This is a genomic window from Bacillus sp. RCC_6_1 (genome assembly GCF_041360755.1).
Classification (GTDB): Bacteria; Bacillota; Bacilli; order Bacillales; family Bacillaceae_G; genus Bacillus_A; species Bacillus_A cereus.
This window is the reverse complement of the sequence record NZ_JBFUPV010000002.1, coordinates 982783-1006093: the sequence shown is the minus strand read 5'-3', so window position 1 is coordinate 1006093 and position 23311 is coordinate 982783. Positions and strand designations below refer to the sequence as shown.

Genomic DNA, 23311 nt, shown 5'->3' with positions numbered 1-23311 from the left:
TAGTACCTATTCTATATGTATAAAAAAAATAACCTTCTCTCATTTAAAAAGAGAGAAGGTTATTTTCAGATACATCGTAAAAGTTGATTATAGTTTTATTCCTTTTGGAAGTTTTCCATCTGGACTAATTAATGCTGCAGAGAATTCATCTGTAAACATGTTACGAATTAACCCATCTACATTTTCTTTTGTTACAGTGTTTACACTTTCGATAATCTCATCAAGTGAACGATGCTTACGAAGTAGCAATTCATTTTTACCATTACGGCTCATACGACTATTCGTACTTTCTAAACTTAACATTAAGTTTCCTTTTAATTGCTCTTTACTATTAATAAGCTCTTTTTCTGTAATACCTGTATTTTTCAATGTTTCTAATGTTTCTTGCATTGTTTCATACAGTGTATCTAATTGTTGACTACCTGTTCCACCATACAGTGTTAACATACCTGTATCTTCATAAGAAGAATGGTAAGAAAATACTGAGTAAGCTAACCCACGTTGCTCACGTACTTCTTGGAATAAACGGCTACTCATACTACCGCCTAAAACGTTATTTAATACAATTAAGTTATAAATATCTTCGTGTCCCATTTGTAAGCCTTTATATCCTAAACATAAATGAGCTTGTTCTGTTTCCTTTTTACGTGCTACTTTGTTAAAATGGAAAATTGGACTATGTACTTGTTCACGGTTTGTTGTTCCTTCATAACTACCGAAATATTGCTCTACCGTTTGTAAGAAGGCTTCATCAATATTTCCTGCAACTGAAACAACTACATTTTCAGGTGTATAATGATCCTTAATATATTGGCGTAGCGTATCACCTGTAAACGTATCAAGTGTTTCTTCTGTTCCTAAAATAGGATATCCAAGCGGATGCGTTTCATATGTTGCTTTCGTTAACATATCATGCACAATATCGTCTGGAGCATCTTCGTACATTTTAATTTCTTCACATACGACATTCTTCTCTTTTTTCAATTCTTCTTCATCAAATGTTGAATTAAAGAACATGTCAGCTAATACATCTAAAGCATATTTAGCATGTTCATCTAGCACTTTTGCATAGTAACAAGTGTACTCTTTTGAAGTAAAAGCATTCACTTGCCCACCAATACTATCAAATGATTCTGCAATTTCGCGTGCACTACGTGTTTCTGTCCCTTTAAAGAACATATGCTCTAAAAAGTGAGAAATCCCGTTATTTTTTTCATTTTCATTTCTTGATCCCGCATGGATCCAAATACCAATCGCAACCGATCTTACAGTTGGTATATTTTCCATAACTATTCTTACACCATTTTTACAAGTATATTTTTTAATCAAAAACTTTCCTCCTACTGCCAGTTTCTCTAAATAAGTGCTATTATTTAATGATAACAAGTTTAAGGATGAATGTCATGCAAATGTATTTAATCCACACGTTTTTCATCCAGTAATTCTGTTATATTCCCTACTTTATATCCTTGTTCCTTCAATTTTTTTATCATTGTATCTAATGCTTCTGCCGTTGACGAAGTAGGATGCATTAATACGATAGCACCTGGGTGTATTTTTCTCATTACTCTCTGCAATAGTACATCTGGCTCAGGTCGCTTCCAATCGATTGTATCGACAGTCCACATAATCGTTCCCATTTGGAAATCATCAGCGATTTTCACGACTTCATCCCGAAAACTTCCACTCGGCGGGGCAAACCATCTCACCTTTTGATTCGTAGCAGCTTCAATCATTCGATTTGTTTTTTGTAACTGCTCTCGTATTTCATCAGACGATAGCGTTTTCATATTAGGGTGCGTATAAGAATGATTTCCGACTTCTTGATTTGCATCGACAATCATTTTTGCAAATCGTAAATTTTCTTTCACCCAACGTCCTTCTAAAAAGAAAGTCGCCTTCACATCATGCTTTTTCAATATTTCTAATATACGAGGCAAATACTCGTTTCCCCATGCCACATTTATTGTTAATCCCACCATCTTTTTATTCGGATGCCCCCTATAAATTGGAGCAGGTGATAAATCTTCTAAGTGGACACTCGGTGATACTTCCTTAAATTCAAGGTGTTTTTGATCAAATTCCTTTAGCTTCTTCATATTGTTATAGGATGCTTCCATATCAACTTGTCTTCCATTATATCCTGGTGTTGCTTTCCATATCTTATCAATCATCGCATTTTGAGGTGCAATCTCATATTGTTTTGCATGCTTTTGAATTTCTTCATATAAGTTATCCTGTGCAAAAACAGAATAAGAGCCTAAACTGACATATAAAGAAAATATACATATGTATGCCAATATACGAACTTTCATATAAACCCTCCCAAATTAACTATATAAAAAAACATTTTTCTTCTTATCTTTGTTAATTTGAGCGTTATAATGAAAACTATACCTATACTGACATAAAAATATATATAAATCATATTTTTACATAACAAAAAAAGCCAGTTAAACTGGCTTTCGCTTATTGCTGCTCTTGTTTGTTTTCTTCTTTAGCAGCTTCTTTTTCTTGCTCTTCTTTTAGCAATACTTTTCTAGATAGATTAACACGACCTTGCTTGTCAATTTCGATAACTTTAACCGTAATTACGTCACCGATTTTTACAACGTCTTCTACTTTACCTACACGCTCAAGTGCAAGTTCAGAAATGTGAACTAATCCATCTTTACCGCTGAATAATTCAACGAAAGCACCGAATTTCTCAACACGTTTCACTTTTCCTTCGTAGATTTCACCTACTTGTACTTCGCGAACGATATCTTCGATAATTTTCTTAGCTTTGTCGTTCATTTCTTGGTTTATTGAAGAAATGAATACTGTGCCATCTTGCTCGATGTCAATTTTAACGCCAGTTTCTTCAATAATTTTATTGATTTGTTTACCGCTCGGTCCAATAACGTCACGGATTTTATCTGGATTAATTGTCATTGTAATAATCTTTGGAGCGTACGCTGATAATTCAGTGCGTGGCTCTGGAATAACAGATAACATATGATTTAGAATGTGCACACGACCAACTTTCGCTTGTTGTAATGCCTCTTCTAAAATTTCACGAGATAGACCATCGATTTTAATGTCCATTTGTAGTGCAGTTACACCTTGTGCTGTACCTGCTACTTTAAAGTCCATATCACCTAAATGATCTTCCATACCTTGAATATCAGATAAAATTGTGTAATGCTCACCAGTTTTAACTAGACCCATTGCAATACCTGCAACTGGAGCTTTAAGTGGAACACCAGCATCCATCATTGCTAAAGTACTACCACAAATACTTGCTTGTGAAGTAGAACCATTTGATTCTAAAACTTCAGATACAAGACGTACTGTGTATGGGAAATCTTTTTCAGATGGAATTACAGGCTCAAGTGCGCGTTCTCCTAGTGCACCGTGACCGATTTCACGACGACCTGGTCCACGCATTGGTCTAGTTTCACCAACACTAAATGATGGGAAATTGTAATGGTGCATAAAGCGTTTTGATTCTTCTACACCAAGACCATCTAAAATTTGCACATCGCCTAATGCACCTAATGTACAAATACTTAATGCTTGTGTTTGTCCACGAGTGAACAAACCAGAACCGTGTGTACGAGATAAAATGCCAACCTCTGATGCTAATGGACGGATTTCGTCACCTTTACGGCCATCTGGGCGGATTTTTTCAACTGTAATAAGACGACGTACTTCTTCTTTTACAATTTTATATAAAATCTCATTTACTTGTCCTAATGTATCAGCATCAGCTTCCTGCGCTTCGTAATGCTCAATAACACGCTTTTTCACTTCGTTAATTGCATCTTCACGTGCATGTTTCTCATGTACTTGAATTGCTGAATGCATATCTTCTTCAGCCATTTCACGTACAGCTTGGTTAAGATCAGCGTCAACTTCATAAAGTTTCACTTCTGATTTCTCTTTACCTACAGCTTGTACAATCTCTTCTTGGAATGCAATTAGACGTTTAATTTCGTCATGACCAAACATAATTGCTTCTAACATTGTTTCCTCAGGCACTTGATCTGCTCCTGCTTCAACCATGTTAATTGCATCTTTCGTACCAGCTACAACAAGGTGAATATCACTTTGTTCTTGCTGTTCTACTGTTGGGTTGATAACGAATTCGCCGTTAATACGACCAACTGTTGCACCCGCGATTGGACCTTCAAATGGAATATCTGAAATCGATAACGCTAATGAAGAACCAAGCATAGCTGCCATTTCAGAAGAACAATCTTGATCAACACTCATTACGATGCTGACAACTTGTACTTCGTTACGGAAACCATCTGCGAAAAGTGGACGGATTGGACGGTCGATTAAACGACTTGCCAAAATTGCTTTTTCACTTGGACGACCTTCACGTTTAATGAAACCGCCAGGAATTTTTCCGACTGCATATAAACGCTCTTCATAGTTTACTGTAAGTGGGAAGAAATCTACATTTTTTGCTTCTTTTGATGCAGTTGCTGTAGATAGAACCGCTGTATCGCCATATCTTACTAATACTGCTCCGTTCGCTTGTTTTGCAAGCTGACCAGTTTCAACTGTTAGCTGGCGACCAGCTAAATCTATCGAGAAGACTTGCTTTTCTTGACTCATTTAAGTACCCCTCTCAATTTAAAGTATTCAATTCTTCTATGTAAATGGATAGTATATCACAATATTCTACCTCTAGTATTGCCTAAAATTAAGTAAGCTATAAAGCGTAGAAGATATATTTTTACCTAACAAAAAAGCGGGAATATTCCCGCTTCTTTGACTATCGACGTAAGCCAAGCTTTGTGATTAATTCACGGTAACGTGTGATATCGCTATTACGAAGGTAAGTTAGTAAGTTACGACGTTTACCAACCATCTTTAATAGACCACGACGTGAATGATGATCTTTCTTGTGAGTACGTAAGTGCTCGTTTAGAGTGTTAATTTGCTCCGTTAGGACAGCAATTTGAACCTCTGGAGAACCAGTATCAGTCTCATGAGTTCTAAATTGTGCAATGATTTCATTTTTACGCTCTTGTGTTAAAGCCATCCTATTTCACCTCCTATTAATTAAACCCCCAATTACCTAGCAAGCGTCGGTGAGTCGCAATGCCAAGCAATGGTTGTCATAAAGTACATAACATAGAATACTACTTTTCATTTGAAAAAGCAAGTATATTCTTTTCGCTCACAAAATATTCTTGGGCTGTTTTCTTATCTTTTGCGATTTGTTCAACTAACTCATCAATACCGTTGAATTTCTTTTCTGCTCTTATACGCATATGCCACTCTACTGTAACATTTTGATCGTATATATCTTTGTTAAATTCAAATAAATGCACTTCAATTGATAATTGACGCTCATCTTCTTTAAAAGTCGGTTTATATCCAATATTACATACACCATCGTACCATTCACCGTGAACTTTTAATCTCACTGCATAAACACCTACAGGTGGCAATAAATACTCATCACTTAAACCTACATTAGCTGTTGGAAAACCAATTTGACGTCCACGTTTGTCGCCGTGTATAACTGTTCCCGCTACAGTATAGGCTCTACCTAAAATAGATGGAATTTGCTCCATTTCGCCATTTCGAATTAACTTTCGTAATGCTGTAGAACTTACTTTCTCTTCTTGAAATTCAACTTTTTCAATCACAGTCTGTGTAAACTCCCCTCTTGCATGAAATGGTAAAGTCTCCATCTTTCCTTTTCCTAAACGTCCATATGAATAATCAAACCCTGCTACTACATGCTTTACATTTAAACCAATAATATAATCATCTACAAATTGTTGCGGTAATAACCCTGCAAATGATTCATCAAATTTAATTACATATAATATATCGATTCCTAAGCTTTCGACTATTTTTTCTTTATCGCGCATCGGTGTAATATACTCCACATGCGCATCCTTTTTTCCTAAAACAACAGATGGATGAGGATGAAATGTCATAACTGCACTTTTATATCCTCGGTCGTCCGCTATTTTTTTCGCAGTTCGAATTACACATTGATGTCCTAAATGAATGCCATCAAAAAATCCTAATGCCATTACAGTAGGTGGTAATTCTAATTTATTTTGTTCATGTGGATGAGTTAAATGAATAAGTTTCACGCTTGAATTCACCTTTTTCTGTAATAATCCTTCCAATAATTCATTATAGCTTTAGTTCTTGATTATTCACAAGTACTTTCATCGGCTTTAACATACCAGGATGTTTCGGATGATGTTCATAAATTGCTAAGCAACGATCATTTTTATCAAACACTGTAATAAATGGTGCTGTTATTTCTAATTCATTTTTTAAGAACATACCATTCTTTATTTTCTCTGCTTGCTTTTCATCTACAACCATTTTTGGAAACTTACTTAATGCTTCATCAATTGAAATGAAGATAGACTCTACTGTTCCATTTTGCACGTTTTCTTCAATTTCTTCAAATGATATGCAATCTTCTAATAAAAATTCACCAGATGCCGTTCTTATAAGGTGCGACATATGTGATGGGAAACCAAGTTTTTCCCCGATCATTACAGCTAACGTTCTTACATATGTTCCTTTACTACACGTTACACGGAAACGGAATGAAATATTTTCTCCTTCAAAAACTTCACGATCATCAAGTAATATGAATTCATGAATTGTAATTGTACGAACTGGACGTTCCACCTCTTGCCCTGCTCTTGCATATTCGTATAATTTTTTCCCGTTTACTTTTACAGCCGAGAACATTGGTGGCATTTGTTCAATCGTGCCTGTTAATTCCGCAAGGACTTTCTCTACTTCCTTACGAGTAATAGTACGATCTACATTTTTCGTTTCAACAACCTCACCAGAAGCATCTTCAGTTGTCGTTGAAAACCCTAATGTTACTTCACCTTCATATGTTTTCGTTTCACTTGTTAAAAATTGTGCAATTTTCGTTGCTCTTCCAACGCAAATTGGTAATACTCCTGTTACATCAGGGTCTAATGTTCCCGTATGACCAATTCTCTTTTCTCGCAATATCTTTCTTAATTTAAATACACAATCATGTGATGTCATGCCTTTTGGCTTATGTAATAATACTACACCTTCCATATATGTTCACCTCATCATAATTCTCTCGTAGTAAATATCCAAAACTTATTTTGCATTGAAAAAATGGATAGACAAATGTCTATCCATTATTCTTCACGTTTACCGTCTTTATTAATTTCATGTAAAAGTGTATCAATTCGATGACCATATCCGATAGACTCATCAAACTCAAAGGTAATTTCTGGTGTTTTACGAAGACGAATACGTTGGCCAATTTCTGAACGAATAAAGCCTTTTGCCTTCGCTAAACCTTTTAAAGTATTTTCTTTCTGTTCTTCATCACCTAAAACAGAAATATATACTTTAGCAATTTGTAAATCACCACTCACTTGTACATCAGTTACTGTAACAAATCCAATACGTGGGTCTTTAATTTTACGACTGATAATGTCGCCTAATTCTTTTTTCATTTGCTCGCCCACACGGTTCGCACGTAATTTCATAACTCTTCACCTCATTCAATACCATTCCAAATGTGTTATTGTACGTTCAATTTCAGGAAATGAATCGATGTACTCAAGTACACGATTCATTTCTTTCTCACAGATAACACGATTTGAGGATACGGAAACAACTGCAATTTCTGTACGTTGCCATACATCTTGGTGCCCAACTTCAGAAACAGCTACATTATAGCGCTGTTTTACACGAGTTAACACACGTTGTAAAATTGCACGTTTCTCTTTTAAAGAATGCACATCGTAAATCATACACTCGAATGAGAGTGAAGCGATAATCATCGCTTCACTTCTTCCATAATGTACGCTTCAATGATGTCCCCTTCTTTAAGATCATTATATCTCTCAATTGTAATACCACACTCATAGTTTTGTGCAACTTCTTTTACGTCGTCTTTGAAACGTTTTAACGTATCAAGTTGTCCTTCGAAAATTACTACGCCGTCACGGATAATACGTACGCCACTATCACGCGTAATTTTACCGTCTGTTACGTAACAACCTGCGATTGTTCCAACTTTTGTTACTTTAAACGTTTGACGAACTTCTGCTTGACCGATTACTTTTTCTTCGAATTCTGGATCAAGCATACCTTGCATAGCTGCTTCAATCTCTTCGATTACTTTATAAATAATACGGTGTAAACGAATATCAACGTTCTCTAATTCAGCTGTACGCTTCGCGTTCACATCTGGACGTACGTTAAATCCAATTACAATTGCATTAGATGCAGAAGCTAAAATGATATCAGATTCTGTAATCGCACCTACACCAGTGTGAATGATTTTAACTTTTACGCCTTCAACATCAATTTTACGAAGTGATGCTGCCATCGCTTCAACAGAACCTTGTACGTCTGCTTTTACGATTAAGTTAATTTCTTTTACATCGCCCTCTTGGATTTGTTGGAATAAATCTTCAAGGCTTAATTTAGATTTCTCACCACGTTGTGCAACTAACGCTTCTTGTGCACGTGATTCACCAATTTGACGAGCTTTCTTCTCATCAGCAAATGCCATGAAACGATCTCCAGCCTGTGGTACTTCGTTTAAACCAGTAATTTCAACAGGAGTTGATGGACCAGCAACTTTTACACGACGACCAATATCACTTACCATTGCACGAACACGTCCGAATGAAGTTCCAACAACGATTGGATCTCCAACTCGAAGCGTACCATTTTGAACAAGTAATGTCGCGATAGTTCCTTTACCTTTATCAAGCTGTGCTTCGATTACTGTACCAGTTGCATAGCGGTTTGGATTTGCTTTATATTCTTCTACTTCACTTACAAGAAGGATCATTTCTAGTAAGTTGTCAATGCCTTCGCCTTGAATTGCAGAAATTGGTACGAAAATAGTATCTCCGCCCCAAGCTTCTGGAACTAATTCATATTCAGTTAGTTCTTGCATTACGCGATCAGGGTTTGCAGCTGGTTTATCCATTTTATTCACAGCAACAATAATTGGTACTCCTGCTGCCTTCGCATGGTTAATTGCTTCAACCGTTTGTGGCATAACACCGTCATCCGCTGCAACAACAAGGATTGTAATATCCGTTACTTGTGCCCCACGAGCACGCATCGTTGTAAATGCTGCGTGACCAGGTGTATCTAAGAATGTAATCTTCTTATCGTTTACTTCAACTTGATATGCACCGATATGCTGAGTAATTCCACCCGCTTCGCCTGCAGTTACTTTTGAGTTACGAATAGAATCCAGTAATGTTGTTTTACCATGGTCAACGTGTCCCATGATTGTAACTACAGCTGGACGTTCTTTTAAGTTCTCTTCATCATCTTGCTCATCAATGAATGTTTCAAACTCAGTCTCGCTTACAATTACTTCTTCTTCTACTTCAATACCGTAGTCGTTAGCAATTAACTCAATTGTATCTTTATCCAAGTCTTGGTTAATTGTTGCCATAATTCCAAGCATGAAGAGCTTCTTAATAATTTCAGATGGCTCTTTGCTTAATTTTTTAGCAAGATCTCCTACTGTAAGGCTTCCAGAGAAAGTAATTTTATCTGGTGTTTCTACAATTTGAGTTTGTTGTCTACCAGCAAAGTTCTCTTGACGTTTGTCTTCGTTTCCTTTGCCTTTTTTCTTTTTCTTATTGCTGTTCTTTTTACTGCGAACAACTTTTTCTTCTACTTCAAACTCATCTGCAACAGAAGGTTTTTCAGTTTGATATTCATTATCTAATTTATTTACTACTTCATCGTCTAACATTGTCATATGATTCGAAACCTCGATATTCATTTCTTTTAGTTTTGTCATAAGATCTTTACTTGAGATATTATGTTTTTTTGCATATTCATGCACTCGAATTTTACTCATACCTTCACCCCCGGTAATTTGTATCGAGCATGCTACGCAGCTTTTTCGCAAAGCCTACATCTAACACAGCTACAACGACTCGCTCATCTCTCCCAATCGCATGCCCTAATTGTTGTCGATTTTCGACCTTTCTCATTGGTACGTTGTAGTACGTAGTTTTATCTGTGATGCGTTTTGTAGTATTTACTGACGCATCTTCAGATAGCAATACAAGTTTTGCTTTGCCACTTCGTACTTCTTTTAAAACGAGTTCTTCACCCGAAATAATTTTCCGAGCCCGGTTTGCTAGTCCTAAAAACGATTTCCAATCGGACACTTATTTCGACTCCTTCTCAACAAGCTCAAGAAGCTCTTCATATAAAGAACCGTCGATTTTCGCTTTTAGATGATGTTCCAAAACATTTTTCTTTTGAGCTTGAAGAATGCTCTCCTTGTCCTTCGACAAGTAAGCACCTCGTCCTGATTTTTTCCCAGTTAAATCAATGGACACTTCTCCCTCTTTGGAACGAACAATGCGAACGAGCTCTCGTTTTGATTTCATTTCTTGCGTTGCAACACATTTTCGTAACGGAACTTTTCGATTGCTCATACTCATCACCTCTATTCGATTTCGTCTTCCACTGAATCGAATCCAAATGCGATTACGCTATCTTCTTCTGTTACAATACCAAGTTGTTTCGCATCAGACTCACTCTTAATATCAATTTTCCAGCCTGTTAATTTAGCTGCAAGACGTGCATTTTGTCCACGCTTACCGATAGCTAATGATAACTGGTGGTCTGGAACAACTACTGTTGTCGCTTTTTCTTCTTCATCTACAAGTACTTTAACAACTTGTGATGGGCTTAATGCATTTGCAACATATTCAACTGGATCATTTGACCAGCGGACGATGTCAATTTTTTCACCTTTTAATTCGTCTACAATGCGTTGTACACGTTGCCCTTTTGGTCCTACACAAGAACCAACTGGATCAACATCAGTGTTCTCTGCATATACAGAGATCTTAGAGCGATCGCCAGCTTCACGTGCTACAGAACGAATTTCTACAGTTCCATCATAGATTTCAGGAACTTCCATTTCGAATAAACGTTTTAAAAGACCAGGATGTGTACGTGATACGTAAATTTGTGGTCCTTTTGTCGTTTTTTCTACTTTCGTAATGAATACGCGAATACGATCATGTGGTTTGTATTGCTCATTAGGCATTTGCTCACTTACAGGTAATAAAGCTTCTACTTTTCCTAAGCTTACATAGATGAAACGAGCATCTTGACGTTGTACAATACCTACCATAATATCTTCTTCACGGTCACTAAACTCAGAGTAAATAACACCGCGCTCTGCTTCACGCACTCGTTGTGTGACAACTTGTTTTGCAGTTTGTGCTGCAATACGACCAAAGTCTTTTGGTGTTACTTCAATTTCTAGTACGTCACCATCTTGGTAGTTTGGATTAATTTGTCTTGCTTCCTCTACAGAAATTTCAAGACGTGGATCAAACACATTGTCTACTACGTCTTTACGTGCTAAAACTTGAATTGTTCCCACTTCTGGGTTAAAGCTCACACGAACGTTTTGTGCTTGATTAAAATTGCGCTTATAAGCAGAGATTAAAGCTGCTTCAATCGCATCAATAATAATGTCTTTGCTAATGCCTTTTTCAGATTCTAATACGAGCAAAGCATCTAATAACTCAGTGCTCATGAAGATCCCCCTTCTAACTAAAACGTAACAGCAAGTCGCGCATTTGCGACTTTATCCATCGAAATTTGGATTTCTTTTTTACGTGTTTTAATTGTTAATAATAATGTTATTGTTGTACCATCGTAAGAAAGCAGTTTTCCTTCAAACATCTTTTCACCATCAATCGGCTCATATGTTTTAATTGCCACTTGTTTTCCTACCGCTTGCTGGAAGTCTTTTTCTTTCTTTAATGGGCGTTCCGCTCCAGGAGATGATACATCCAAAAAGTAAAGATGAGGAATTGGATCCTCTTTATCTAAAGCTTCGCTTAAACGTTCACTTACCGCACCGCATTCTTCAATGTCGACTCCCTTTTCAGAATCGATGAATACGCGTAAGAACCAGTCTTGTCCTTCTTTCACATACTCTACATCTACAAGTTCAAGATTTAACTCTTCAACGATCGGCTGCGCAAATGCTTCTACAACTTCTGTGACTTTCTTATCCATAAACAGCCTCCTTCCTGCCGTCATGTACCATTTAAAAGAAGAAGACCCCGCCACTTTAAAAACGGTCTATCTTATTCTTTCTCGTTAGCTAACAAAAGCCCCTGCTGTTCAGCAGGGATTATCTGTCTTAGTATTACCAAATTTAAGAAGTAAAACTTGTAACAAAATATGTATATACGACAGAAATCTTTTACCTATCTACGTAGAGAAAACATAGATAGTAACACGAAAGAGTGGGTTTCCCCACTCTTTTCTTTACACAATATACATGACATGGTTATCTCGGTTAATAGTATATCATAGGAAATGTTGATTTGCAAAGACTTTTCCTACCTACTAGAACAGTGATAACTGGTTTTGATCCGGTAAATCTCCTAAACAACCTTGACTATCTAAATACTCAATAATTGTTTTCGAAACCTTACTACGCTGCTGCAAGTCCTCTTTTGATAAGAAGTCTCCATTTTTACGTGCTTCCACAATACTTAAAGCTGCGTTTGTACCAAGACCAGGTACCGCATTAAATGGAGGAATTAATGTGTCTCCATCAATAATAAATTCTGTTGCATGTGAGCGGTATAAATCCACCTTTTGGAATGAGTATCCACGCTCACACATTTCAAGTGTCATTTCTAGTACTGTTAATAAACTTTTCTCTTTCGGCGCTGCATCCAATCCTTTTTGAGCAATTTCATCAATTCTTGCACGTATAGATGCTGAACCTTTCGCCATTGCCTCTACATCAAAATCATCTGCACGAACTGTAAAATATGCGGCATAGAATAACAGTGCAAAATGTACTTTAAAGTATGCGATACGTACAGCCATAAGTACGTAAGCAGCCGCATGGGCTTTAGGGAACATGTATTTAATCTTCTTACATGAATCAATATACCAACCTGGTACATTATTATTTTTCATGTCTTCTTCCCATTCTTCCGGTACACCTTTACCTTTACGAACCGACTCCATGATTTTGAAGGCTAATGATGGATCTAGACCTTGATAGATTAAATATACCATGATGTCATCACGACAACCGATAACTTCGCTCAGCGTACATGTACCGTTATAAATTAACTCGTTTGCATTACCAAGCCATACGTCAGTACCATGTGATAGTCCAGAAATTTGGACTAACTCTGAGAATGTCGTCGGTTTTGTCTCTTCTAACATCTGTCTTACGAATTTTGTACCAAACTCTGGTATACCAAGTGTACCTGTTTTACAGTTAATTTGCTCTTCCGTTACCCCTAACGATTCTGGACCAGAGAAAATTTTCATTACTTCTGGATCATCCGTTGGGATTGTTTTCGGATCAATACCACTTAAATCTTGTAACATACGAATAACGGTCGGATCATCGTGTCCTAGTATATCAAGTTTTAATAAATTATCATGAATCGAGTGGAAATCAAAATGCGTTGTTCTCCATTCAGCACCAATTGAATCAGCTGGGTACTGTATTGGTGAGAAATCAAAGATATCCATGTAATCTGGCACAACGATAATACCGCCTGGATGCTGTCCTGTTGTACGTTTTACACCGGTACACCCTGCTACTAAGCGATCAATCTCTGCATTTCGAATCGTTAAGTTATGATCATTTGCATAACCTTTTACATATCCGTAAGCAGTTTTTTCCGCAACTGTACCAATCGTTCCTGCACGATATACATAGTCTTCACCGAACAGTACTTTCGTATAGTTATGGGCACGTGGTTGGTATTCCCCGGAGAAGTTCAAATCGATATCGGGCACCTTATCTCCTTTAAATCCAAGGAACGTTTCGAAAGGAATGTCATGTCCATCTTTTACATATGGAATATTACAAGCAGGACATTCTTTATCTGGTAAGTCAAAACCAGAACCTACAGAACCATCATTAAAGAATTCTGATTGCTTACACTTCGGACATACATAGTGTGGTGGTAATGGGTTTACTTCTGTAATTTCCATCATCGTTGCAACAAATGATGACCCTACCGATCCACGCGAACCTACTAGATATCCGTCTACTAACGATTTCTTCACAAGCTTATGTGAAATTAAATAAATTACGGCGAATCCATGCCCAATAATACTTTTTAATTCTTTTTCTAAACGTGCTTCTACAATTTCCGGTAGCTCTTCACCATAAATGCTACGCGCCATTTTATAACTCATATCACGCGTTTCATCATCAGCACCTTCAATTTTCGGTGTGTATAGATCGTCTTTTACTGGATGCACATCACCAATTAATGACGCAATCTTTTGTGTATTTGTTACAACAACTTCTTTCGCTTTGTCTTCACCTAAGAATGAAAAACATTCTAACATCTCATCAGTTGTACGGAAATGTACTGGCGGTAATGAATGTCGATTTAACGGATTGGCTCCGCCCTGCGAACTGACTAAAATTTTACGATACATCGCATCCTCAGGGTCTAAATAATGCACGTTTCCTGTAGCAACAACTGGTTTATCTAACGTCTCACCTAGTTTTACTAAGTTAGAAATAATTGTTTTTAATTGACCTTCGTCTCGAACAAGCTCACGTTCTACTAAATGACGCAACACCTCTGGAGGCATTACTTCAATGTAATCATAGAACTGGGCAATTTCTTCTACCTCTTCAGGTGCCTTTTGCATCATTGCCTCGAACACTTCACCTTTATCACAAGCCGTTCCTACTAAAATCCCTTCACGATATTTTTTTAATAGTGATCTCGGCACACGTGGTACACGGTAAAAGTAATTAAGGTGAGAATATGAAACAAGTTTATATAAATTTTTCAATCCAACATCTGATGTGGCAAGTAACGTCATATGACTTGGACGGCCACGCTTATACGCATCCCCTTGTCCCATGCTATCATTTAATTGATCGTGATATTCAAATCCCTTTTCAATTACGTCTTTCAACATTTTCACAAGTAAATATCCCGTCGCTTCTGTATCATAAATCGCACGGTGATGTTGTGTTAATTCAATATCAAGTTTTTTACACATCGTATTTAATCGATGATTTTTCATTTCTGGGAATAAAAATCGTGCAAGTTCTAACGTATCAATAACTGGATTATTCGTTTTTTCTAGTCCAGCTTTTTTAAAACCTACGTTAATAAAGCCCATATCAAAGCTCGCGTTATGGGCAACAAGTGTATGGTCGCCCATCCATTCCTCAAACTTTTTAAACACTTCGTCCACTTCAGGTGCATCAGTTAACATATCATCCGTAATACCTGTCAATTCAATAATCGTCGCTGATAATGGTTGATGTGGATTTGCGAAAGATTCAAAGCGATCAATAATTTCGCCACCCTTTACTTTTACGGCAGCCAACTCAATGACTGTATCGTATACAGCTGATAAACCTGTCGTCTCAACGTCGAAAACAACATACGTTTCCTCTGCAAGTAAACGATGCGCTTCGTTATACGCTATCGGTACACCATCATTAACTAGATTTGCTTCTACACCATATATAACTTTAACACCAGCCTTCTTCCCTGCAGAATACGCCTCTGGGAAGGACTGAGCCACGGCATGATCTGTAACCGCGATAGCCTCATGTCCCCATTTACCAGCTTGAGCAACAAGCTTAGAAACTGGAGTGACAGCGTCCATTTGACTCATCGGAGTATGGAGATGCAGCTCTACTCGTTTTTCGCCTTCTGGTGCTTTATCTTTACGAGACGGTCCTGTTATTTCATTAATATCATTTGCAATCATTACTAAATCTCGAACGAATGTATCGTTTTGAACAGAACCACGCGCTTTCACCCACATTCCTTTTTTCAAGGATTGCAGCATTGGAATATCTTCTTTGTCACGCGAGAACATTTTGATCATAATAGAATCCGTATAATCCGTTATTTTTAAAGTTAATAACGTACGCCCACTACGAAGCTCTTTTGTTTCTACATGGAAGACATATCCTTGAACCGTTTTTCTTCTTTCTTCATCTTGAATTTCTCGCATCGGTGTAATCTCTTCATCTGGCTTAATAAGATACCCGAGTGTAATCGGTCCTTCATACACAACGCTGCTTTCTTCAGCTTGCTTCTTCGCCATTTCTTCCATAGCTTGTATAACACGCTCACGGTCTTCTTGCTGCGTTTGTTCACGAAACTTTTGCATTTCTTCTGTATTTTGCTGTATATGTGTGTCTAACTGAAAACGCGGGAATCCAAAAACTTCGTATTGATCCCCTACTGGTTTCGCAACGTTTTTCTTTAAAGCCGTAGACTCCAGCTCGTTATTTACATTTATTAACAACTTCACTCCATTCACCTGTGGAAGCTGCTTCTTTAAGTATGCGAACATAGGTGAAAATGTAATTCGTTCCGTACAAAGCGGCCAATACGCCCTCACTTCTTCTTCTGTAAATTGTTTATTCTCTGTTTCTAATGCAAATGTTGTTCTTGCAATATGAGAAAATGATTGCTTAAGCTTTGTTTCTAGCAATTCATATAATTCTGTAGGCAAAATACGTGGCACTTGTAAATCAAAATGCCAACTTTTATTCGCTTTATCAATAACGAGCCTTTCAATACCACCGCCTTGTAAATATTGATTTATAAGGTCGTCTGGTATTTGCAACTGCTGGAGCAAAATTTGAAATCGCTCTTGTTGTTCATTTGTTAAAGACATAAGCACTCTCCTTCCATTTGCTATTATAAATTGAAACGTACCACAAAGAAAGATTTCTCACCTCTTCTTTTACAAAATACGTTTACAAAGAAAGAGAAGGTACCCCATTACGAGGTACCTCTTCTTATTTTAAAATATTTGCAATATATGTTTGAAGTTCTTCTACTTTTACTTCTTCAGACTCACCTGTAGCACGTACTTTCACTTCTACAATACCTTCGTCTGCTTTTTTACCAACTGTAACACGAACTGGAAGACCGAATAAATCTGCATCTGCAAATTTAACACCTGCACGTTCTGCACGATCGTCTAATAACACTTCATAGCCTTGTTCTTGTAATGAGTTGTAGATATTTTCACCCATTTCACGTTGTGCATCAGATTTCATATTTACTGGAATTACATGCACATGGAACGGTGCTACCGCTTTTGGCCAAACTAAGCCGTTCTCATCGTTAAATTGCTCTGCAATTGCTGCTACTGTACGAGATACACCGATACCGTAACAACCCATAATAAGTGGTTGTGTTTTTCCATTTTCATCTAGGAATGTTGCGTTCATTGCTTCACTATAACGAGTTCCTAATTTAAATACATGACCAACTTCAATTCCGCGTGCGAAAAGAATTGTTCCGTTTCCATCTGGAGATTGGTCTCCTTCTTGAATAAAGCGTAAATCTGTATATTGACTTACTTTAAAGTCACGTTCTGGATTTACATTTACATAATGGAACCCTTCTTCATTCGCTCCTGAACATCCGTTAACAATTGATGCTACAGCGTGATCAGCAATAATTTCGATATCACCTGTTACATTAATCGGTCCTAATGAACCAACTTCACAATTTAATAATGCTTTTACTTCTTCATGAGAAGCAAGCTCAACAACTGAAGCGCCGTATACATTTTTCACTTTCACATCGTTTACTTCGTGATCACCACGAACAAGTACAACTACTAATTTCTCATCTACTTTAAACACCATAGACTTAATGCACTTGTCAGCTGCAATGTTTAAGAATGCAGATACTTCTTCAATTGCTTTTTGGTCTGGTGTTGCTACTTTTTCAAGTGCTTTTTCTGCTTCGTCACTCTTCGTATACGTAGCTACAACAGGAGCCATTTCGATGTTTGCTGCATAATCAGATGTGTCAGAGTATGCAATTGTATCTTCACCAACATCAGATAATACCATAAATTCATGTGTATCTTTTCCGCCCATTGCTCCAGAATCAGCAATAACTGCACGGAAATTCAAGCCACAGCGAGTAAAAATGTTAGAGTATGCTTTATATAAGCGATCGTATACTTCATCTAAGCTCTCTTGTGTAGCATGGAAAGAGTATGCATCTTTCATTAGAAACTCTCTTCCACGTAATAAGCCGAAACGAGGTCTTTGCTCATCACGGAATTTTGTTTGAATTTGGTATAATGTTAACGGTAATTTTTTATATGATTTCACTTCATCACGCACAAGATCCGTAATTACTTCCTCATGTGTCGCTCCTAATGCGAATTCACGAGCGTTACGATCTTTCATACGCATTAATTCAGATCCGTAAGAATACCAACGACCTGATTCTTGCCATAATTCTGCAGCTTGCATAGCTGGCATTAATAATTCTACAGCTCCTGCGCGCTCCATTTCTTCTCGAACGATACGTTCTACTTTGTGTAATACTTTTAATCCAAATGGTAGAAAGCTATAAATACCAGAAGCATTTTGACGCATAAAACCTGCACGAAGTAATAGCTGATGACTCTTAATTTCAGCATCAGCTGGAACTTCACGTAATGTAGGACTGAATACCATACTTTGTTTCATTTATTTGCACCTCTTCATTTTACTCTTACACGCAGTAAAACCCCTCACCTCGAGTTAGGTGAGGGATTTTATTCTACGAGCTCTATTTCATTATAAGTTTCACTTTATTTTACAAGAAAAACTTACGAATGTCATTCCAAGTTACAACTAACATAAGTAACATTAATAATGCAAAACCAATAAAGTGAACCATTCCTTCTTTTTGGCGATCAATTGGTTTCCCTCGTAACGCTTCAATTAAGAAGAAGAATAAACGGCCACCATCTAAAGCAGGAACTGGTAATAAATTAAATAAACCAAGATTAATGCTTAGAACTGCAGCTAAACTTAGTACACGCGTAAACCCATAATCTACAACTTGATCTGTTAGATTATAAATTCCTACTGGACCTGACAACTCATTAATAGAAAATTGACCAGTTACTAATTTCACAAGAGACTCAAAAATTAGTTTCGTCCATTGGTACGTTTGTTCAAAACCTGATTTAATAGAACCCATCACTGTTTTCTCTACAGGAGAGTAGACACCAATTCTACCAACTTCTTCTTTACCTTCTTTATCGAGTGTTGGCGTTACTTTCACATTAAACTGTTCATTATCACGCTTTACTTGTAACGTAATTTCTTTATTTGGGTTTTCACGTACAATAGTAACAACATCTTTCCATGTACTTGTGTTTTTCCCATCAATAGCTTGAATTGTATCATTCTCTTTCAATCCAGCTTGCTGTGCTGCACTGTTATCCATCACTTTTCCGACCATTGGTTTGTCAACAGGAACCCCTTGTACAAATCCAAGAATCACAAAAATAACAAATGCTAAAATGAAGTTCATTGCAGGACCCGCAAAGATTGTTAAAGCGCGTTGCCCTAGTTTTTTCGAGCCAAATTGTCTATTATACGGGGCAATTTGAATTTCTTCCCCCGCAGTAATAATACGAGCCTTTTCATTCACTCGGAATGTTTGAAGCTCTTCCTCGTACTCTTCATAGCCCGAAATTGTTAAATTATGCTCCAAATCAGCTTGTTCGACTTCAATAACACGAACATTTGGATACTTTTCATATCCATCAAAAACTAATTTCACAACTTCGTCTTTTTCATTTAATACAAGGCCAACCTTTTTCCCAGGCTTTAACTCAACTGTGTCCGCATCCTCGCCAGCCATTCTTACATAGCCACCAAGGGGCAGTAATCGAATCGTATACACCGTTTCATTCTTTTCAAATGAGAATATTTTCGGACCAAAACCAATCGCAAACTCGCGGCATAAAATACCTGCTCTTTTTGCGAAATATAGATGCCCTAGCTCATGGAAAAATACGAGTGCACCGAAAATTAATATAAAGGCAATCGCTGTATTCAATTCCATAACCACCTTTGCTAAATTTGTTCCATCACAAACCGTCTTGTGGCCGCATCAATTTCCAAAATTTCCTCTAAGCTCGGTCGTGCAATGACATTGTGATGGTTCATTGCTTTTTCAATGAGGTCTTCCACTGTTAAGAAATCAATTCTCTTTTGTAAAAAGGCTTCAACAGCTACTTCATTCGCTGCGTTCATTACAGCTGGCATACTTCCACCTGCTTTTCCAGCTTCATACGCAAAACGTAAACAACGGAATCGTTCTTGGTCCATTTTCTCAAAATGCAACGTCCCTATTTCCCATAAGTTTAACTGTTTTGTGTCTGAAAGAGGCAATCTATCCGGATATGTAAGTGCGTATTGAATTGGTACTCGCATATCAGGTGAACCAAGCTGCGCCATTACACTACGATCTTCAAATTCAACCATAGAATGGATAATACTTTCTTTATGTAAAACAACATCGATTTGCTCATAAGGGATACCAAAAAGCCAATGTGCTTCAATTACTTCTAGTCCCTTATTCATCATTGTAGCAGAATCAATTGTAATTTTCGAACCCATTGACCAGTTTGGATGTCGAAGCGCATCTTCTACGGTCACATGATGCAATTCATCCCTCGTTTTATCGCGGAAACTTCCACCAGAAGCCGTTATAATAAGACGAGAAATTCTTTTTTCATTTTCACCATTCAAGCATTGAAAAATAGCCGAATGTTCACTATCAACTGGAAGTAACGAAACATTATGTTTTCGTGCTGCTTCCATTACAAGATGTCCTGCAGTTACTAACGTTTCTTTATTTGCAATTCCAATTGTTTTTTTCGCCTCAATTGCACGAAGTGTTGGTAACAACCCTACGCTACCTACAACAGCATTTACTACAATCTCCGCATCTGGATGTAGTGCTACTTCTAAAAGTCCTTCACTACCATATACAATTTTTGTATTACCAGAAACAGATTGTAATTTTAAAACATCTTCTTCTCTTTGCACAGAGACGATTTGCGGAGAAAATTCTTGAATTACCTTTACTGCGTAGTCAATATTTTTCCCTACAGAAAAAGCAACGAGACGGAATTGGTCTGGGTGCGAGCGTAATACATCTAAAGTTTGTGTACCAATTGATCCGCTTGCACCTAATAAACTAATGTTTTTCATGACTCCAACCCCTCGTTCATTTATTAATTATATTGTAATAAGAAGTAGAGAATTGGTAAAACGAATAACCAACTATCTGTTCGGTCTAATATACCACCATGCCCAGGTAAAATTGTACCTGAATCCTTTACGCCATAATGACGTTTAAAAGCAGATTGTACTAAATCACCAATTTGTCCAAAAATAGAAATAATAATTGTCAGCACAATTAAAATTACTACATTCGATTCGACTGGGAAGAACACGTTGTAAACAAGTGCCACAATAATTCCACAAACGATGCCCCCTAATGAACCTTCAATCGTTTTATTTGGACTGATTTCTGGCCACAATTTTCTCTTGCCCAATGCTTTTCCTACGAAATATGCGCCTGAATCAGTAGCCCATATAACAAATAATGCGCAAAATACATATTTAATTCCTAATATTCTCGTTTCATTTAAATATAAGAATCCCATTGCCACATATGTCGTTGCCATCAGTAAAAATGAAGCATTATCAAAAGTAAATGTATTCTTAGAAAGGACTGTATATGATAAAAGTAATAAAACAATCACAAATGTGATTTCCAATTTACCTAATCCAATCCATGTAAACAGTTCTGATGCACTACTTGGAATTAAAAGAATCCACAATAATACTGCAGCTAAAACTGTCGGTACTGAAATAAGCGTAAGCTTATTCATACGAATTAATTCATATAAACCTATAGAAGCAAGTGCATACACTAAAACCGTAAAAGGCACGCCACCGTATATTACGATGGGAATGAATAGCGCGGCAGCAACCACTCCAGTAATAATTCTCTGTTTCACTACCAAACCCTCTCTTTCTACACGCCTCCGAATCTGCGCCCTCTATGTTGAAAGTCAGTAATCGCATTTAGCAAATGTTCTTCTTTGAAGTCTGGCCAATACACGTCTGTAAACCAAAACTCCGAATATGCAATTTGCCATAACATGAAATTACTAATACGTAGCTCTCCGCTTGTTCGGATTAACAACTCTGGATCAGGTAAAGAACTCGTCATTAAGTAGGAGGAAAGCATTTCTTCACTTACCTCTTCAGAACGAATTTTTCCTTCCTCATTATCTTTCATCATATGTTGCACAGCAGAAACGATTTCATCTCGACTTCCATAGTTTAACGCGAAATTAAGAATTAATCCCGTATTCTCTTTCGTATCTTCCATGGCTTTCTCCATCGCTCTGCGTGTATGCGTAGGAAGACGATCTTTTTGCCCTATTACTCGGACTTGTACGTTTTCTTCAATCAATTCTGGTAAAAATGTACCTAGAAATTCTTCTGGAAGCTTCATTAAATAATCAACTTCCTTTTTCGGTCTTTTCCAGTTCTCAGTTGAAAAAGCATAAAGAGTTAACACTTTCACATTAAGTTTACTTGCAAATTTTGTAATTTTCTTTACAACTTGCATACCTTCATGATGTCCCGCAATACGAGGCATTGCTCTCCTCTTTGCCCATCTTCCATTCCCATCCATAATGATGGCAATATGTTCTGGGATATATCCTTTTTTCACTTCTTCAACGAGATGATCAAACGATGTGTCCTTTTTACCTTTAAAAAAAGGAAAGTTTTTAAACATCATTCATACCCTCCAGCAAGCAGACGTATGCCTAAAAGTGTAAAAAGACCCCCTTAAGAAGAGGGTCATAATTGCGAAGTTATCGCTATTACACTTCCATGATTTCTTTTTCTTTGTTTTTTGCGATTTCGTCAACTTTTGCAATATATTTATCTGTTTCTTTTTGGATATCTTCAGTATATCCTCTTAAATCATCTTCTGTAATCTCGCCAGCTTTTTCAAGCTTCTTAAGATCATCATTTCCGTCACGACGTACGTTACGAACAGCAACTTTAGCTTCTTCAGCATATTTTTTCACAACTTTTACAAGATCACGACGACGTTCTTCTGTTAATGCAGGGAATGCAATACGAATTACAGTTCCATCATTAGAAGGATTTAAGCCTAAATCTGCTTTTAAAATTGCTTTTTCAATATCACCGATAGAAGTTTTATCATAAGGTTGAATTACTAGTAAACGCGCTTCTGGAACTGTAATGTTCGCTAATTGCACAACTGGTGTTGGTGCACCATAGTAATCAACTTGTACCTTATCTAATACAGACGCGTTTGCACGGCCAGCACGAACTGTTGCTAATTCACGAGAATAAGCAGCAACTGCTTTTTCCATTTTTTCATTTGAAGACTTCAATACTTGTTGTCCCATA

Annotated in this window: 20 protein-coding genes; all 20 read right to left on the bottom strand. The window is 37.1% G+C overall.

Annotated elements, in window-relative coordinates; genetic code table 11:
* Nucleotides 1-87 precede the first annotated feature (87 nt).
* A complete protein-coding gene (locus AB6801_RS11405; RefSeq protein WP_000592989.1) occupies nucleotides 88-1329 on the bottom strand; it encodes a M16 family metallopeptidase in 1242 nt (413 codons plus the stop codon).
* 86 nt (nucleotides 1330-1415) lie between these two features.
* Nucleotides 1416-2315: a polysaccharide deacetylase family protein gene (locus tag AB6801_RS11400; RefSeq protein ID WP_000868232.1), complete on the bottom strand. Its 900-nt coding sequence runs from the start codon at nucleotides 2313-2315 to the stop codon at nucleotides 1416-1418.
* Nucleotides 2316-2469: 154 nt separating this feature from the next.
* On the bottom strand, nucleotides 2470-4608 hold the full coding sequence (gene pnp, locus AB6801_RS11395) for a polyribonucleotide nucleotidyltransferase (protein ID WP_000076737.1): 2139 nt from the start codon (nucleotides 4606-4608) through the stop codon (nucleotides 2470-2472).
* Nucleotides 4609-4768: 160 nt separating this feature from the next.
* Nucleotides 4769-5038, bottom strand: a complete 270-nt coding sequence (gene rpsO, locus AB6801_RS11390; protein ID WP_001229392.1) for a 30S ribosomal protein S15 — start codon at nucleotides 5036-5038, stop codon at nucleotides 4769-4771.
* Between the two features lie 100 nt (nucleotides 5039-5138).
* On the bottom strand, nucleotides 5139-6110 hold the full coding sequence (gene ribF, locus AB6801_RS11385; protein ID WP_000766704.1) for a bifunctional riboflavin kinase/FAD synthetase: 972 nt from the start codon (nucleotides 6108-6110) through the stop codon (nucleotides 5139-5141).
* Nucleotides 6111-6153: 43 nt separating this feature from the next.
* A complete protein-coding gene (truB, locus tag AB6801_RS11380) occupies nucleotides 6154-7077 on the bottom strand; it encodes a tRNA pseudouridine(55) synthase TruB (protein WP_000399348.1) in 924 nt (307 codons plus the stop codon).
* An 86-nt stretch (nucleotides 7078-7163) separates the two neighbouring features.
* Nucleotides 7164-7520, bottom strand: a complete 357-nt coding sequence (gene rbfA / locus AB6801_RS11375) for a 30S ribosome-binding factor RbfA (RefSeq protein ID WP_000776437.1) — start codon at nucleotides 7518-7520, stop codon at nucleotides 7164-7166.
* Between the two features lie 15 nt (nucleotides 7521-7535).
* On the bottom strand, nucleotides 7536-7817 hold the full coding sequence (locus AB6801_RS11370; protein WP_000582367.1) for a DUF503 domain-containing protein: 282 nt from the start codon (nucleotides 7815-7817) through the stop codon (nucleotides 7536-7538).
* The gene (gene infB, locus AB6801_RS11365; RefSeq protein ID WP_000036343.1) at nucleotides 7814-9874 is read right to left on the bottom strand and encodes a translation initiation factor IF-2; all 2061 of its coding nucleotides are present in this window, start codon (nucleotides 9872-9874) and stop codon (nucleotides 7814-7816) included. Before infB ends, AB6801_RS11370 begins: the two co-directional genes overlap by 4 nt.
* A 4-nt stretch (nucleotides 9875-9878) precedes the next feature.
* On the bottom strand, nucleotides 9879-10190 hold the full coding sequence (locus AB6801_RS11360; protein ID WP_001286524.1) for a YlxQ family RNA-binding protein: 312 nt from the start codon (nucleotides 10188-10190) through the stop codon (nucleotides 9879-9881).
* Entirely contained in the window at nucleotides 10191-10463 is a 273-nt protein-coding gene (gene rnpM / locus AB6801_RS11355; protein WP_000071127.1) for an RNase P modulator RnpM, read from the bottom strand.
* Nucleotides 10464-10474: 11 nt separating this feature from the next.
* Complete coding sequence (gene nusA, locus AB6801_RS11350; RefSeq protein WP_000102604.1) at nucleotides 10475-11581, bottom strand: transcription termination factor NusA; 1107 nt, start codon at nucleotides 11579-11581, stop codon at nucleotides 10475-10477.
* Between the two features lie 17 nt (nucleotides 11582-11598).
* Nucleotides 11599-12069 carry a ribosome maturation factor RimP gene (gene rimP / locus AB6801_RS11345; RefSeq protein WP_000359096.1) on the bottom strand — a complete coding sequence of 157 codons (471 nt, stop codon included), beginning with the start codon at nucleotides 12067-12069 and terminating at the stop codon, nucleotides 11599-11601.
* A gap of 336 nt (nucleotides 12070-12405) precedes the next feature.
* A complete protein-coding gene (locus AB6801_RS11340) occupies nucleotides 12406-16707 on the bottom strand; it encodes a PolC-type DNA polymerase III (RefSeq protein WP_000060005.1) in 4302 nt (1433 codons plus the stop codon).
* Between the two features lie 124 nt (nucleotides 16708-16831).
* Complete coding sequence (locus tag AB6801_RS11335) at nucleotides 16832-18532, bottom strand: proline--tRNA ligase (protein ID WP_000814333.1); 1701 nt, start codon at nucleotides 18530-18532, stop codon at nucleotides 16832-16834.
* 109 nt (nucleotides 18533-18641) lie between these two features.
* Nucleotides 18642-19898, bottom strand: a complete 1257-nt coding sequence (gene rseP / locus AB6801_RS11330; protein WP_001090245.1) for an RIP metalloprotease RseP — start codon at nucleotides 19896-19898, stop codon at nucleotides 18642-18644.
* Nucleotides 19899-19915: 17 nt separating this feature from the next.
* Nucleotides 19916-21058, bottom strand: coding sequence for a 1-deoxy-D-xylulose-5-phosphate reductoisomerase (gene dxr / locus AB6801_RS11325; RefSeq protein WP_000790372.1), 1143 nt, complete (start codon nucleotides 21056-21058; stop codon nucleotides 19916-19918).
* Between the two features lie 23 nt (nucleotides 21059-21081).
* Complete coding sequence (gene cdsA / locus AB6801_RS11320) at nucleotides 21082-21873, bottom strand: phosphatidate cytidylyltransferase (RefSeq protein WP_000813592.1); 792 nt, start codon at nucleotides 21871-21873, stop codon at nucleotides 21082-21084.
* A gap of 17 nt (nucleotides 21874-21890) precedes the next feature.
* Nucleotides 21891-22667 carry an undecaprenyl pyrophosphate synthase gene (uppS, locus tag AB6801_RS11315; protein ID WP_000971296.1) on the bottom strand — a complete coding sequence of 259 codons (777 nt, stop codon included), beginning with the start codon at nucleotides 22665-22667 and terminating at the stop codon, nucleotides 21891-21893.
* Between the two features lie 85 nt (nucleotides 22668-22752).
* Nucleotides 22753-23310: a ribosome recycling factor gene (gene frr, locus AB6801_RS11310; protein ID WP_000531501.1), complete on the bottom strand. Its 558-nt coding sequence runs from the start codon at nucleotides 23308-23310 to the stop codon at nucleotides 22753-22755.
* Nucleotide 23311: the final 1 nt, after the last annotated feature.

Coding starts and splice junctions, on each gene's coding strand:
- AB6801_RS11400 (WP_000868232.1), bottom strand. CDS start 2,315: ATGAAAGTTCGTATATTGGCATACATATGTATATTTTCTTTATATGTC.
- pnp (WP_000076737.1), bottom strand. CDS start 4,608: ATGAGTCAAGAAAAGCAAGTCTTCTCGATAGATTTAGCTGGTCGCCAG.
- rpsO (WP_001229392.1), bottom strand. CDS start 5,038: ATGGCTTTAACACAAGAGCGTAAAAATGAAATCATTGCACAATTTAGA.
- truB (WP_000399348.1), bottom strand. CDS start 7,077: ATGGAAGGTGTAGTATTATTACATAAGCCAAAAGGCATGACATCACAT.
- rbfA (WP_000776437.1), bottom strand. CDS start 7,520: ATGAAATTACGTGCGAACCGTGTGGGCGAGCAAATGAAAAAAGAATTA.
- AB6801_RS11370 (WP_000582367.1), bottom strand. CDS start 7,817: ATGATTATCGCTTCACTCTCATTCGAGTGTATGATTTACGATGTGCAT.
- infB (WP_000036343.1), bottom strand. CDS start 9,874: ATGAGTAAAATTCGAGTGCATGAATATGCAAAAAAACATAATATCTCA.
- rnpM (WP_000071127.1), bottom strand. CDS start 10,463: ATGAGCAATCGAAAAGTTCCGTTACGAAAATGTGTTGCAACGCAAGAA.
- nusA (WP_000102604.1), bottom strand. CDS start 11,581: ATGAGCACTGAGTTATTAGATGCTTTGCTCGTATTAGAATCTGAAAAA.
- rimP (WP_000359096.1), bottom strand. CDS start 12,069: ATGGATAAGAAAGTCACAGAAGTTGTAGAAGCATTTGCGCAGCCGATC.
- AB6801_RS11340 (WP_000060005.1), bottom strand. CDS start 16,707: ATGTCTTTAACAAATGAACAACAAGAGCGATTTCAAATTTTGCTCCAG.
- AB6801_RS11335 (WP_000814333.1), bottom strand. CDS start 18,532: ATGAAACAAAGTATGGTATTCAGTCCTACATTACGTGAAGTTCCAGCT.
- dxr (WP_000790372.1), bottom strand. CDS start 21,058: ATGAAAAACATTAGTTTATTAGGTGCAAGCGGATCAATTGGTACACAA.
- uppS (WP_000971296.1), bottom strand. CDS start 22,667: ATGATGTTTAAAAACTTTCCTTTTTTTAAAGGTAAAAAGGACACATCG.
- frr (WP_000531501.1), bottom strand. CDS start 23,310: ATGGGACAACAAGTATTGAAGTCTTCAAATGAAAAAATGGAAAAAGCA.